General features: G+C 50.1%; 12 protein-coding genes. All 12 read right to left on the reverse strand.

What is annotated here, in order from left to right:
• Positions 1-183: 183 nt before the first annotated feature.
• Positions 184-1,581 carry a family 43 glycosylhydrolase gene (locus ACQKPA_RS05315; protein WP_427489997.1) on the reverse strand — a complete coding sequence of 466 codons (1,398 nt, stop codon included), beginning with the start codon at positions 1,579-1,581 and terminating at the stop codon, positions 184-186.
• Between the two features lie 89 nt (positions 1,582-1,670).
• Entirely contained in the window at positions 1,671-3,413 is a 1,743-nt protein-coding gene (locus tag ACQKPA_RS05320; RefSeq protein ID WP_427490000.1) for a glycoside hydrolase family 2 protein, read from the reverse strand.
• A gap of 67 nt (positions 3,414-3,480) precedes the next feature.
• Positions 3,481-4,485 (reverse strand): aldose 1-epimerase, encoded by a 1,005-nt coding sequence (locus ACQKPA_RS05325; protein WP_427490002.1) that lies wholly within the window; start codon positions 4,483-4,485, stop codon positions 3,481-3,483.
• Between the two features lie 12 nt (positions 4,486-4,497).
• Positions 4,498-6,276, reverse strand: a complete 1,779-nt coding sequence (locus ACQKPA_RS05330; RefSeq protein WP_427490004.1) for a glycoside hydrolase family 2 protein — start codon at positions 6,274-6,276, stop codon at positions 4,498-4,500.
• A 49-nt stretch (positions 6,277-6,325) separates the two neighbouring features.
• Positions 6,326-7,261, reverse strand: a complete 936-nt coding sequence (locus ACQKPA_RS05335; protein ID WP_071223309.1) for a carbohydrate ABC transporter permease — start codon at positions 7,259-7,261, stop codon at positions 6,326-6,328.
• Positions 7,262-7,276: 15 nt separating this feature from the next.
• On the reverse strand, positions 7,277-8,248 hold the full coding sequence (locus tag ACQKPA_RS05340; RefSeq protein WP_220684211.1) for an ABC transporter permease: 972 nt from the start codon (positions 8,246-8,248) through the stop codon (positions 7,277-7,279).
• A 29-nt stretch (positions 8,249-8,277) separates the two neighbouring features.
• Positions 8,278-10,011: an extracellular solute-binding protein gene (locus ACQKPA_RS05345; RefSeq protein ID WP_427490007.1), complete on the reverse strand. Its 1,734-nt coding sequence runs from the start codon at positions 10,009-10,011 to the stop codon at positions 8,278-8,280.
• A gap of 612 nt (positions 10,012-10,623) precedes the next feature.
• A complete protein-coding gene (locus tag ACQKPA_RS05350; protein WP_427490009.1) occupies positions 10,624-11,577 on the reverse strand; it encodes a glycoside hydrolase family 43 protein in 954 nt (317 codons plus the stop codon).
• A gap of 314 nt (positions 11,578-11,891) precedes the next feature.
• The gene (locus tag ACQKPA_RS05355) at positions 11,892-12,542 is read right to left on the reverse strand and encodes a formylglycine-generating enzyme family protein (RefSeq protein WP_427490280.1); all 651 of its coding nucleotides are present in this window, start codon (positions 12,540-12,542) and stop codon (positions 11,892-11,894) included.
• Between the two features lie 60 nt (positions 12,543-12,602).
• Positions 12,603-12,971, reverse strand: coding sequence for a DUF4180 domain-containing protein (locus tag ACQKPA_RS05360; protein WP_427490011.1), 369 nt, complete (start codon positions 12,969-12,971; stop codon positions 12,603-12,605).
• Positions 12,968-13,633, reverse strand: a complete 666-nt coding sequence (locus ACQKPA_RS05365) for a TetR/AcrR family transcriptional regulator (protein WP_427490013.1) — start codon at positions 13,631-13,633, stop codon at positions 12,968-12,970. The genes ACQKPA_RS05360 and ACQKPA_RS05365 overlap by 4 nt, the downstream gene beginning before the upstream one ends.
• A gap of 281 nt (positions 13,634-13,914) precedes the next feature.
• Positions 13,915-15,372 carry an ABC transporter substrate-binding protein gene (locus ACQKPA_RS05370; RefSeq protein ID WP_427490015.1) on the reverse strand — a complete coding sequence of 486 codons (1,458 nt, stop codon included), beginning with the start codon at positions 15,370-15,372 and terminating at the stop codon, positions 13,915-13,917.
• Positions 15,373-15,391: the final 19 nt, after the last annotated feature.

Consider the following 15,391-nt stretch of genomic DNA (forward strand, 5'->3'; position numbering starts at 1 on the left):
CATATTCATTACCATTCATCTTATCTCTTCGTGAAATGAAAAACAATCATGCTTGCAAAGGCATGCACCGAAAGAAATCATTCCTTTCTTAGCCAGAAATGGCTTCCGGGAGAAACGGAAGCCATCCATGATCAAGCTTTTAATTACTTTATTTTTTCGGTAAGCTAAGCCAGCCGCTGTGTCCTAATTTGCCGGCTTGATGTCAAAAAAGTCGATTTCTCCGTATCCTTCGCCTTTTGAGAAACGTATCTTGTTCACGCCGGCCTTCAGCTGAACCTTCGCCGTAGACAGGCCCCAATTCTCCCATCCTTTATTTGTGATATGAAACTTGCTTGCCGTCCCGGCATTCACGCTGAGCATTAGATGGGACCAATTCCCCCCGGCCGTTCCGTTCGCCGTGCGGGCCAGCAGAATGTATTCGCCTGCGGATGGGGCATGCACCGAAAATTCCACATAGCTCTCCGGCGTATCGATATGCCCGGCCTTCATGCCTCCCGAGCCGTTAGAGCTTTGGGATGCATAGGCGACACCTCCGAATGTTCCCTCCTCACCCTCGTAACGGGTATGTGCCGCTTCACCGGACGGCAGGGCTATCGGAGCATTCGGATTCGCCGGAACGCCGAGGTTTGGCGTATGGTCGGCATGCCACGTGAATTTCTGCGCTCGAACCTCGCGATTCCACCCGGCATTATTGTATTTGGCGACATGATAGAGCATCCAGTCCTCCGAACCGTCGGGAGACTTGGTAAAGGAATGGTGCCCCGGCCCGTACAGCCCGTTGCCGGACTTGAATATAGGCTGGCTGCGTTTGCTCCATGATGCCGGATTCAGCAGATCGCTGGTTGTGCTGGCCGTGATGAGGCCCAGGCAATAGTCGTTGGTCCAGCTTCCGCTTGCCGAGTATACCAGATTGATGAGACCATTTCGCACAATCACCTGCGGCCCTTCGTTTACATGCGGGGAATGATTCGTTTCCCAATCATACGTAGGCCTTGCAATTTCAACGCGGTTCGAATCAATCGTCCAAGGGTTGCTCATATGGGCGATGTACAGATTCTGCCGCACATTAGTGTCCCCTTCCCAGCCGGACCAGATAAAATAGAGCTGACCGTTAACCTGCAGCACTGTGCCGTCGATCGCCCATTTGTTCGTCGGGTCCGTAATCTGGCCTTTGTACTGCCAGGTTCCCTGCGTCGGGTCCGCCGATGTGTTCTCCATGACATACATGCGGTGGTTGACGTTATCCCCGTCATCCTTGGCATAGTAGATGTACCAAGCGCCATTGATGTAGTGTAATTCGGGAGCCCAGATGCTGCAGCAGCCCGTTTCCACGACCCTCGTCGGAGCTGCATCAATCGTGGTAAGCTGTGCGGACTTCCATATGGTCACATTTCCGCCGGTCGTTTTTGTGAAGTAGTAAAAGCCATCGGTGTGTTTATATACCCATGGATCCGCGCCCTCCTGCATGACCACGTTATAGAAATTATTTTGAAGCGTAGCCGCATGTGTCGCCTGACCCATAGGAAGGATAAGGAATGCGCATATCGTGAGCAATAATTTATTCCGGTAATTCACCTTCATCCTTCGTCACGTTCCTTTCGGATAATATGCAATCATACACCACACAGAAATGTAACACCGCCTACTTCGATAACGGTCATGTTAACAGCTCAATCTTCAATCGCGGCCTTCCGGGAATTGATGCGGCGGATCACGTCGGGATCGAATTTTGGACGTCTGTCATAGGTATACAATCCGTTCACTTCCTGCTCCACGTCGTACAGCTGGGTGTAACAAAAACCGAACATCATCGGATGATCCAGCAGAACATTCGTTAAGCCCGCATAACGTGTTAGAAACGCTTCTTCGGATGTCGGCCTGTCGCCGTAACCCCAGGACTTCTCGTCTTTTTGGTCCGGATTCCACCATATGCCGCCATATTCGCTGATGAAATAAGGCTGGCCTTCATACTGCTGCCGATTCGGGAAGCTATTGTAAACCTCTCCACCGTTCTTCATCGGCTCATATCGCTGCTTAAAGGTCTCCGGGTTCTGGTCGTAATCATGGATATCGAAAATATCCGTTACGACATGGAAGTTGCCGCTCGTATCAATCACGGGACGCGTCGGGTCCATTTTCTTCGTGACCTCGTATACAATGCGCAGTACGTCGTTATTTTGCTTGGCACCGTCACGGTCCCATGTCTCGTTGAAAGGACACCAGCCGATGAGGGCCGGATGATTGAAATCGCGCTCCATCCCTTCGAGCCATTCCGGTAGGAAATCGGACAATCCCTCCGCCGTGGTAATGTCGAGCCCCCAATTCGCATGCTCTCCCCACACCAGATATCCTAACCGGTCTGCCCAGTATAGAAAGCGCGGTTCAAACATCTTCTCGTGAAGCCTTGCGCCGTTAAAACCCAGTCCCATCGAAATTTCGATGTCTTTGCGGAGGTCCTCATCGCTCGGAGCCGTATAGACTCCATCCGGATAGAAGCCTTGATCCAGCACAAGGCGCTGAAATACGGATTTGCCGTTGATGCGGAATGCCATTCCGTCCAGCATAACGGTTCGGAGCCCGAAATAGGATTGGACGGTGTCGCTCACCTGATCCCGTCCTTGCAGGGTTAATTCCAGATCGTACAGCCTGGCCTGACCCACCTCCCACAAGTGAACCTCTGATAACGGAATGGTAAGTTTGACGTACGGCCCGGATACGACGGCACTCGCATTCCCTGCCGCTTTCCCTTCATACAGGGCGGATGCGGTCAATTTATGGCCTGCTGCGTTCCCGTTGATCTTAATCTCGAGGTGGGCACATCCATTATCCGGGTCACCCACCAGCTTCATGTCGGACATATAGACCTTCGGCACTTGCTCCAGCCATACCGTCTGCCAAATCCCCGTCGTACGGGTATAATCACAGCCATGCGAGTGGAAGCGTCCGCTTTGTTTCCCGCGCGGCTGGCGTCCGGAACGGACGTCATCCTCCGCACAGACGGTAATTACGTTCTTGCCCGGTATCACATGCGAGGTGATATCAAAGCTAAAGGGCGTATATCCCCCGCGATGCGATCCTACGGATACACCGTTTATCCATACCTCCGTCTCGTAATCCACAGCCCCGAAGTGAAGCAGGATGCTGCCTTTCCATTCTTCAGGCACGGTAAAATCCCGCTTATACCATACGGCTGCCATGAAATCCTTATATTCAACGCCGGACAGCTTGCTCTCGGGACAGAAAGGAACGGTGATCGTTCCGGACAGATCATGTCCCGGCTCATGGAATCCGCGCTCCTTCCCGCTTTTCCCATGATCGATTTCGAATTGCCAAGAACCGTTCAGATTGATCCAGTCGGGTCTCACCCATTGCGGACGGGGGTACTCCGGACGCGGCAGTGTTAATTCAGTCATGTTTAACTCCTTCTTATATGTTTAATTTGTCGGCATTTATCTTTCTGCCGACTGTCACCTGCGGCTTTTAGCCTCGGCTTTCCTTCACATACAGCCTGCTGGTCTCTTCCCAGATTTCATTCGGTTCAAGGCTGAAACATCCGATCTCTTCAGCTTCCATGTCCATATTGGGCGCATTGACCAGATTGATCTGCGGCTCAGGGCAAAAGAAACCCTCGGTCGCTTCGTTGTTCCAGATCATCCATTGTTTATAGGAGGTGCCTACGTCATAGACCAGCGTCAGTTTCTTCGCCCCATCGGTAAGCTCCATCCGGTTCCGTCCGTTCTGAGGCACGGCAGTATAGTGATTGTCCATGCTTTCGAAGAACGGATAAACGCCGGCGCCTTGCATGGCCTGCTCGTTAGCCGACAGCTCCTGGTAGGAACCGGTAGGCAGCATTCGCCCATTCAGCTCCCACCGCTTCCCGACGGTCAGCTTTAAGCGGTAATCCCGGGCGTCGCCCCCCTCGGCAAATGGCGTGTTAACGGACGTATGAAACGCCAGCAAACACGGCATCGCTTCTTGGCCTGCGTTGGTGATCGTTACCCGTTGGGACAACCCCTGATCGCCTAAGCCGTAACGAAGCTGAATGCGGAACCGGAACGGAAAGTGTTCGAACACCGGATGCCGTTCATCCACGCGGACAGACACGGTCACATAAGCTTCCTGCCCCGTATGCCCGTATTCGTCCACCTCCCATGGCATATTGTACAGGAATCCATGCAGATGATGGCCCGTCGCCTCTTCATTGACCGGGAGCTGATGGACTTTACCGTTCCACCGGAACCGGCCGTCTTCATACCGGTTCGGAGGAAACAATACCGGAATGCCGTGAATCATCGGCCTTGCTTTGAATGCCGGCATTTCCTCCGGCGTCGGCTCATGCAGAAACCGGTACCCCTTTTCGATATCCCGAAACGCTATCAAATTACCGCCTATATCCGGGAGCATGACCGCTTCATAACTCCCGGCTCTTAAATAAACTGCTTTTTCGTTATGGTATACCCCTTCATAGGCATTCGTCCCGCCCATTTCTTTTGCCTCCTATTGTCCCGTCATGATGCTGCGTATGGTTTCAAGCGGCGCCTTGGGCTTGCGGTCATACGTAAGCAAGCCGTTGATTTCCTGCTCAACATCCGTCAGCTGCGTGTAGCAGTATCCCTGGATCACCGGGGAAGAGAACATTGGATCCACTACGGCCTTGAGCCGGATCAGGAAGTCCTCCTCGTTCTCGGCTCCGGAATACCCCCAGCCTTCCCAATCGCTCTTCTTGAAGGCAATGCCGCCAAACTCCGACACCAGGATGGGTTGGCCTTCATAGGAAGCACCGCCGACGAATATCCTCCGGTTGGCCGGCATGGCTTCCACCGCGGACACGGCTGTTGCATACCGTGCTTCCAGCACTTCCTGACGGCTCTCGTAGTCATGAATGGTGACCAGGTCCGTGGTCATATGCTCCCAGCCATCGTTATAAACAACCGGCCTGCTATCGTCCAAAGACTTCGTTAAATGGTACATCGCAAGCCCGTGCTGCTGCTGACGCTTATCCAGCTGAACATTCGGAACTCCCCAGCTCTCATTAAGCGGAACCCAGGTTACGATGCAAGGATGGTTATAGTCCCGCTCGATGATCTCCTGCCATTCCGCTGTGAAGCGGCGAACATACGATTCGGAATATTCATATGCGTTGGCGGCCTCGCTCCATAACAGCAGGCCGAGCTTGTCGCACCAGTACAGGAACCTGGGGTCCTCCGTCTTCTGGTGCTTTCTCACGCCGTTGAATCCCATTTCCTTCGCCAGCTCCACATCGCGTCTCAAAGCCTCGTCCGACGGCGCCGTTAGAATTCCCTCAGGGAAATACCCCTGGTCCAGCACCAGCCTTTGGAAATACGGACGGTTATTCAGACATAGCTTGCCGTTCTCGATCGATACCTTCCGCATCCCGAAATAGCTGGATACTAGATCGACAACGTTCTCATCCTGAACAAGGCGGAATTCGATTGTATACAAGTTCGGATGCTCCGGGCTCCACAGGCGTCCCAGACCATGATCGGTAAAATCGCTTAAACCGATGGTCCGCAGCTGCTCCGCGCTTCGAATTGCATATTGATCTTCTGCTACCCACTCGCCCTGATAGGATACGGTGATCTGCAGCTTGAGATCCTCCATCGGCTTGTAACCCTCAAGGAAGGTCCAGATACGAATTTCGTTCCGGTCAATGTCGGGTGTCATCCTTATTTTGCTCAGATGTACCGGGGATACCGGCTCCAGCCACACGCTCTGCCAGATGCCGGTCGTACGGGTATAGAAAATGCTTGCCGAATGCTCAAGCCAGTATTGTTTGCCTCGTGGCAAGGTAACGTCGCGGCTGAAATCCTCCGCCCGCAGCACGACCGTGTTGCTTCCTTTTACGAGCGAAGCCGTAATGTCCGCTTGGAACGGCGTATGCCCGCCTTCATGAATAGCCACCAAATGCCCGTTTACCCACACTTTGGCCAAATAATCCACGGCGCCGAAATGAAGCACGATCCGTTTTCCATTCCAATTCTCCGGAATCTCGAATGTTCTGCGGTACCACACCACATCATGAAAGGAAGGATCGTTGATGCCGCTCAGCTTGCTTTGAAACGTAAAGGGTACGTTAATTTTCCGCGTGTACGAAGCCTTCGCTTCCACCCGGTGCCACCCTGCATCCTCGCCGATGGCTTCATCATCAAAACTGAAATCCCATTCGCCATTGAGGGTTAACCACTCTTTGCGCTGAAACTGGGGCCTCGGATATTCATTGCGAACCGTTTGTGCCTTGCTAACTTCTGTCAACATGATGCAACTCACTCCTAATGATTCAATCTCTATCTATACGGTTGAAGATCTAGCCTTTGATCGAACCCACATAAACGCCTTTCACGAAATACTTTTGCAGGAACGGATACACCATTAATATAGGCACCGTCGAAACCACGATCGCGCAATATTTAACCAGCTCTCGGAACGCGGTCGAGCTCTGGGCGCTGTTAATAACGACTCCGCCCGCGCTGCCGATCGTGGTGGCCGTCGAATCATTGGCAACCAGGATTTCCTTCATTAACAGCTGTAACGGGAACAATTCCCTGTCCTTCAGCAGGACCATCGCGTTAAACCAGGAGTTCCAATTCCCAACCAGATAATACAGGAAGATAACGGCCAGCGTGGCTTTCGACAGCGGCAGGATCACCGTGATCAAGATGTTGGCCTGGCTTGCGCCGTCAATCAATGCCGCTTCTTCCAGCTCTCTCGGAATCGATTGGAATCCGGTCCTTAATATGATGATGTTCCAAGTGCTTAAAGCGGTCGGCAGAATCATCGCCCACAGATTGTTGTACAAGCCGATATCCTTCATTAACAGGAACCAAGGAATCAGCCCTCCGCCAAAGAACATCGTGATCGTAATCAGAACCATGATAAAATTCTTGAAATACAAGTCCCGTCTGGAGAGCACGTATGCCCCCAATATCGTCATGACCATATTGACCAAGGTGCCCAGTCCAACATAAATGATTGTATTCATGTACCCCTTCAGCAGGCTGTTGTCTTTGAACACCAGCTTGTAACCGTCGAGCGTGAATCCCAGCGGCTTTAACAAAACCCCTTTATGTGCCATCAAGGCGCTGGGATCGCTGACGGAGGCAAACAAGATATGCAATATGGGATAAAAACATACCAACGTTAAGGCGGTTAACAGCGTATAGTTCGTGAAGTCGAATACGCGGTCCCCTATGCTTTTATGCTTCCTTCTTCGTTTCACTTTGAGTTGCTTGATATCCTCCATAACCTTCCCTCTCTCTTACCATAAGCTGGATTCAGATCTGCGTTTCACGATGGTATTTGTCATCCATAACAGCCCGAAGTTCACGATGGAGCTTATTAATCCGACGGCTGTGGAATAACTCAGGCTCGCTTCCCTCAAGCCCCTGCGGTAAACATAGGAAGCGATGACATCCGCCGTATCGTAGATCAAAGGATTATAGAGCAGAATAATTTTCTCGTAGCCGGAAGCCATCAATCCGCCGATCGCAAAGATAAACAGGATGATGATAACCGGACTGATCTGAGGCAGCGTAATGTACCACATTTTTTTCACCCTGCCGACCCCGTCGATATCGGCCGCTTCATATAATGAAGGATCGATGGAGCTCATTGCAGCCAGGTAAATGATGCTGTCCCAGCCGATGCTCTGCCAGATTCCGGAAAAGGTATAAATCGGCCGGAACAAATTGGAATACCCGAGAAGGGAGGAGTAGTCTTTTCCCGTTATGAACGAAAGCAGCTGCGTAACGACCCCTTCATTGGCCGTAAAGATGTGAATGATCCCGCACACAACGACCAGGGAAATAAAATGCGGCATATACGTAATGGTTTGAACGGTCCGCTTAAACTTGGAAGAACGAACTTCATTCAGCAGCAATGCCAGGATGATCGGTGCCGTAAATCCAAACACGATGCCCCACACATTCAGCAGGAGCGTATTCTTGACGACTCTCCAAAAATAGGGTCCGGAGAAAAAATCGATGAAGTGCTTGAAACCCACCCAATCGCTGTCCGCGAAGCCCAGCAAAGGCTTGAAATCCTTGAATGCGATCATCACGCCCCACATCGGTCCGTAACAGAAGATCAAGAACCACGCCACGACGGGAAGGGCCATCAGATAGACGAACCAATTCTTTCTGAGATCTTTTTGAATCAACCGTTTGGTATTCTTGGGCTCCGAGGGCGTCCGAACATGGCCTATTTCCTTGTTTTTCTGTAATATCTCCATGAATCAACCACCTGTTCTTATTATGAAAACTATCGTTGGTTATACCGATCCAAGGCTGCCTGATGGAGACTTAAGAATTCGTCCAGCCCCATGCTCTGCGCTTCCTTCAAAAATTTATCGTAAGCATCGACCGGCAATTCGCCCATGATGATCTTTGCAAAGTATTCTCCGCGCAGCGTGGACAATTGGTTTCCAAGCTCGGCTTCGCGTGAGGCTTCTTCTTTCGTGAACGTGATCGGCGGCATCGCCATGCTGGTATCCATGTTTTCCGTCCAATTCTTTCGGATATCTCCGGAATAGCTTCCCTTCGCCGAGATCAACGGGTTGGCATTATGCTCATCGCGAATGTTCGGCCAACTGTGCCAGCGGTATTTCCAAAGTGTGACGTCTACCGGCTGACCGTCCGGGTCATTGTAGATGTAACTGTTTTCCGGATAATAAGGCATTCCTTGTTCATCCACTAAATGAACCGTGCCGTACTCGCCGAAGTTAATGAGCTCCCAGCCTTTTTTGCTGAAGTTGAAATCCAGCCATGCCATTGCAGCTTCGACATTTTTGCTCTGAGTGGTGATGGCTGCACCGGTTCCGGTTCTTTTGAAGTTTTTATAGGTGGTTGCGGATTTGTCCCCTTCATTCAGAACAGGATTCAGCGCCCCCACGAAATCAATATCGTTCTGCACTTTCCAATAGCTCCACATCGTATCCGGGGAGTCCATCATGACGGCCGTATCATCGGATATCGCGCTAGCCATCCGTTGATTGAAATCGGCGGTAGCCCAATCCCGATTCAGCAAGCCTTCCTTATTCCACTGCTGCATGGTCGCGAGATATTCCTTGGCTTTCGGCTGTGCAGGACCCCATGCGACTTTGCCGTTCTCATCCAGGAAGGTCCAGTCCCAGACGCCATAAGCGCCATTAATGATGCCGGTAAAAATTTGGCCGTACGTCGATCCGTAATTCAGCGGTGCTTTATATCCAACTTCCTTGGATTTCTTCAGAAATTCATACCATTCGTCTATCGTCGTCGGGACTGGAAGTCCCGTCTTATCCAGCGCTTCCTGCTTGATTAACGTGCCAAACCAGATCCATTCGGAATATGGAGCGATCCCGTAGAAGCCCAGCAGCCTGCCATCATCGGTCACGGTCGTTTTTCTTCTCGTTTCGTCCGAGTTGCGCCATGCCGAATAGTTCGGGGCATGCTTTTCCATCAGGTCGGTCAAATCGAGGTAAGCGCCGTCGTTTACCCCCGCTTCCAAGCCTCCTGGATAACGGCCCGGGTCAATGATGATATCCGGCAGCTCGCCAGAGGAGATCATCAAGGTGAAGGCATCCGCTTCCTGCCCGACGGGCGGCGTAATGAAGTTCACTTTAATGCCGGTGAGCTTCTCCACCTGCTTCTGAACCAAGTGATTATTCATATCCGGGATGTTGGAGTTGGCAGGCATCCATACATCCAGCACCACATCGCCTTTGACGGGATAAGCAGAATAATCGCTAGGAATGACTTCGTCAAATACATCACCGAGGTATGTATCATTGAGTGTGCCGTTGACTTCATCGATTTGTTCCTGTGTCGGTGCTTTATTGCCCCGTATGTCCCCGCTGATATCTTCGAATGTCACCTCGTTTTTCTCTACGCCTTCCTCTTGGGCTACGGGGTTGTCTGGCTCGTCACTTGCCTTGCCGCTGCAAGCGGTTACCGTCGAAAAGATCAATATAGATATGAATAACAGAGTGAAATAACGCTTCATCGTTCTGTTCATGCTTAACCTCCCATGATATGAATAATTACGAGCACCCTCCGCATTAGCGCCCCAGAGGATCTATATTCCGTAGTTTTTCAGGGGTGCCAGTCAAAACTTGCTATCTATTATCCTTCATCTTCGCAGTGTCTAAGCACCTCCAGTCTGAAACGCAGCTCTTCCTCATGGCCATTTCAAAGGATCCCCTTTTTCACATGATAACTGACGACATTGCCAACCCTTACACACTCGTTTAATACAATTATCCTGTATCTTTAACCGAATTATAAGCATATAACTTTGTTATGTCAACGCTTTCATACATAAATTTTGTAACTAAAATTATTCATTTTCTTAAAATCCGCACTTTCAATTTCGGATGTCGGAAACAATCCACAGACTCGAAACCCTTATGCAAAAAGGAGAGTTCGTCTTAGAGTACATTTTTCGTTATGGATATGTGTGTCTTACACATTTTACTCTCATTCGTAATAAACCCCCATTTATTACAGATAATCTGTAATGAATGGGGGTTTATCGAATCCTATGAATATTCACTTACACCCTTGCAGCATTTACCGCCCCTTGCCGTTATCATCTTCCCTCTTGGATCTTGTTATGAATCCGCATACATTATTCACCGGACGGTTTGGCCAGAGCCTCAGACTCGCCGGCGGGTACGCCGAAATCCGGAGTTCCATCCGGCTTCCAGCCGAATTTCTGGATGCGGGTTGATCGCAAGACCGTATCTACTCCAGGCGCTGGAAGCGCATGGTAGACAATCCAGTCCTCCTTGCCATCTGGAGATTGCGTGAAGCTGTTATGGCCGGTAGCATACACCCCGTTTTCCACGCTTTTGCAAAATACAGGTTCCATGGACTTAGTCCAGGAAAGCGGGTCCATCGGATCCGCAGTTTCATCCATCGTGAGCATCCCCAGCGCATAATCCTCAGACCAGGTGGTGCTGGCTGAGTACACCAGGAAGATGCGGCCGTTTCGCTGAAGGGCGACAGGTCCTTCGTTAATGGCCATTCCGCCTTGTTTTTCCCAGGATAGGGTCGGGGCAGTAAGTAATACATGATCTCCCATCAATGTCCAAGGGTTTGTCATGCGCATGATGTATATAGCGGACCCATAATCCGGGAAGTGACCGTAGCCGGCATACAGGAAATAAAGCTGATCCCCTACGGTCATAACCGTACCATCCAGGCCGGGGACGGGAGTCGGCAGCGCACCTTTCCATGTCCATTCGCCTTCCATCGGATCAAGCTCCCCGTTCTCCAGCACGCATATTTGGCGCGACTCGTCGCCTCCCCCATCATTTGCCGTGAAATAAATGTACCATTTGTTGTCCAGATGATGAATTTCCGGCGCCCACAGGTTATAACTATGACGTCCGCCGGCTTCCGGAGTCCAGATCGTTTTCTTGCGGCCCTCCGCAAGGCCTGTTAAGGTAGCGGATTGCGTCAGCTCCAGATATCCGCGTCTCGTCGACATAAAGTAATAATAACCGTCCGTATGCTTCCATACCCAAGGATCGGCTGCTTGCTCTACAATCGGATTGTTGAATGTTGGTCCATGCACCATCTTCTTATCCCCCTTATCCCTTGAATTTCCTGGTTTTTGATCAACACTACGGCAATTCAACCCCTGTCTCCCTTTAGCTCCCTACACCTCCCGCGAAAAGTTAAACCCAATCTTACTGATGTCTTCCAGCCTTGTCTATACGCAATTTTACGAATATTCATCGCGTTAGATTATGTGACATATCTAGTTATAGTGAAGGATTGATGGCCTAGCATCTATTACCATCTGGAGAAAATTGACGGCGTTTCGATGCGTTTATTGGAAATTCGCTAGGTGCTGCACGATCAAAAAAAGCTGGTCCCGAAGGATCAGCTTTATCGTGAAATCGATCTCGCCAAACGAAACCCGAGATCCTCAATCCGAAACGTCGGATGGCTTCGGCGGCGGCATGTCGCCCCGCAGCCCCTGGCCTCTTCCGCCCAGCTTCCGCCGCGGAATACTCTGTACGAGCCGTATACATCCGGATCGTATACATCCCAGCACCACTCCCACACATTTCCGAGCATATCGTAAAGCCCCCACGCATTCGGACGCTTTGTGCCTACCTCATGCAGGGCTCCCCCGGAATTCCCTTCATACCAAGCGATGTCATCAAGTTCTCCGTAACGATAGCCATCACTCCCGGCTCTGCACGCATATTGCCATTCCGCTTCCGTCGGAAGGCGGTATCCATCCGCCTCCCAGTTACACACAACACACTCACCATCCTTCGTGACCGAATAACATTCGTCCAGACCTGAGTGTCGAGATAGCACATTACAGAAGTGAATCGCATCATTCCATGATACATCCACGACCGGAGTATGCATGACCTCAGCGAATCCGGTTGACTGTGGCATGAGCGAGTAATATAAAGCCTTCGTAACAGGAACCGGTGCAAGCTCAAAAGCGTCCACTTTGACCGTCCACGAAGACTTTATACGGTCGTCCCTTAATTGAATTTCGCCTGCTGGAATGCTCACCATCGGATATTCATTTGGATTAAACCCAGGTGCCGACAACCGTCTTCCTCCCTCTTCCGTCTCTTAGTTCAACCTGCTTAACCGTTCAATTCCTTGTTGTTCACTCGGCAAGAAAAAGAAGTCGTTCCCCTTATTGCATTCATATATGAAATCTTGCAAGCTTTGGCTTGGATACACAGAAAAATCTCCGATGATCGCAACCTTCACATGATAATTGATATACTTCTGAAGGATTTCGCCTGCAAGGCGCGTCTTCAAATCGAAGAAGGCTTCGCTGAATATCGATTGATTCATTACCATACGATGGCTGCCCGTTTCATATTGCACGGTTGCCATAAGATCCAATGCAGACTGAACATCCACAATTAATATTTCATTGCTGCTAACGACCGCTATCGTTCCTCCATCTGTTTCAATCTTCTCTATGTTCATAGTCTCCCTCCTGTTCTGGTAAGTCTTCTTACATAATCCTCACATATGTACCGATTGTCGTCGCCGCTGGCTGGCAGAACGTTAGCAACTCGAAAAAAACTCAGACCTATCGCCATCGCCAGCACACCATAGGCAGCGCTGTGGGGATCCTCGACGGACATCTCTCCCGTCCGATTACCGTAATCCATGATCTTAGCGATGCCATGGAGATCCGTCTCGTAGCTCTTCGATACCACGTCCTGCAAATTGCGATCCAGCATGGCCTTTGAGTAAAACTGGACAAAGAGCTTGGCTTGATCCGCAAGCGGAATATACATCTTGTCGACCCCGTCCAGCTGCGACACATTAATCGTGCGATCCGCGTCATCGCTGAGCGGGGGAAGTATAAACTTCAGGGTAACATCCATCATTTCTCCCGGTGTCATCGTATGCTCAATGCCTGATTCGATCTTCAGTCCATAGTACGCCAAGAACGATTTGAAGGCTTCGATCGTCAGATGATCCTTATTCTTGAAATAATATGTGACAACTCCTTTGGAACAGTTTGCATGATCGGCCACCTTATCCAGTGTCATGCCGTCAATTCCATACATGCTGATGCAGGTTAACGTGGCATTAATGACCTCTGCCCTGCGCTTCGGTCCCATTCCTAATTTGGGCATGATTTCTTCACCTGTATCCTTGTTGATTTTATTTATACTGAACAGTCGGAATAAAAAGAGTGTACACAAGAATGGCACATATTGTAAATGGAGGCTTATGATCAGACCAGTACGGTAGCCTTTTTTTGTTATAACTCGCAAGAATGAAATGCTCCTATATAAAAAAAAGAGATATTTCCTTATACAGAAAATACCTCTTTGAGCTTACACATCATTTATCTCAGCCCTCGAAGCTTGCAGCTTATCCGAGTTAGAACCGGAACAAAAGTAGATACACGCTGTTATTTCCCCGCCAAAAACTCATCCAACTGACGCTGGATCTCAGCGACATAGTCATCAATGCCCGCCGCCTTCAGCTTCTCGATGGCTTTGGGATACTCCGTCTCAAAATCAACGAAACCGGAACGGATAGCGGCTAAATCCTTGCCCGCGACTTCTTTCAGGGCCGTCTCGATTAACTTGACCTTTTCATTATTAAATCGGAAGCCCAATGAATCGGATCGAATAGCCGTCTCATCCCAGCTCTTGTACTTATCGATGGACTCTTGCGCCACATTCGGCCCGAACAATTGGTAATTTTGGTTTCTAAACATCCATTCATAGAAGAATTCGCTAGCGGTGAGCTTATTGATTCTTCCATCCACCATCTCGTAATCCTTGCCTTCGACGCCATAGAGAGCAAACAGATAATTCTCCTGGGATTTATAAATCCAGTTCACGAACTTCATGGCGCCTTCCGGATTAGGAGCATTGACAGGTATGCCCAGCACTTCTCCTCCTGCGGCTGTCACATAACGCGGTTTATCCTCGGCTAACAGATACGTCTTCACCTCGGCATCCGGCGCATTGGCTTTGATGGCATCAACGATTTCCATTTCCTTGCCCAAAGATCCTTCAACCCATAAGTATAAGCCTGTCTGCATGCGGGAGTCTCTCTCGTTGTATTTGATGGTCAAATCCTCTGTATACAACCCTGCATCATACATGGAGCGATTAAACCTCGCGACTTCCTGGAACGCTTCCGTTTCATAGTAGCTGTATGCTTTTTTGCTGTCTTCCCCGAATACGACCAAATCCTCTACGGCGATCCAGTTATATTGCTCATCGGTAAAATATCGCGTCAACGGTTTAAAGATAATATCGGCGGGCCCCTTCATTTCAGGGAATTTCTCTTTCGCCCTGGTTGCGAATTCCTTTAAATCGTCAGCTGTCTTCAAGTCCGTCATCCCCACCGCTTCGAGGATATCCTGACGAACGGCCACCAGCTGGTACATGGCGGAGGACGGTGCATATGCGGATGGAATGCCATGAATCTTCCCATCGATCGTTGCCCCCTGAATCTGCTCCATCGGCAGGACTTTTAGCATATCCTGACCATGTTCCTCGATTAAATCATCCAATACCATGGCTTGTTTCTTGTTGACGATGGTAGAAAGGTCCGGGAGACCGTCCCAATATAAATCGATCGGTTCATTTGCGGCCAGCATGATATCTTTTTGTTCCCAATACTGGGCCCACGGCACAAATGTGACTTCAACCTTCAAACCAAGATCGGCTGCCATCTTCTCCGCGAATTCGTTATCCAGAAATTCGCTCATCCGATCGCTACGCTCCCCCGGATACAGAATCGTGACGGTTTCAAGCTCGGCTGCCCCCTCTTTTTTGCCGCTGCATCCCGCCATAACCGAAACGGACGCAATTAATAAGACCAACAAGATCAGCATTTTCCTTGCTTTCATGAAAGACCCTCCCTAATAA

It is taken from the genome of Paenibacillus sp. NPDC093718, assembly GCF_050279985.1.
GTDB lineage: Bacteria > Bacillota > Bacilli > Paenibacillales > Paenibacillaceae > Paenibacillus_AQ.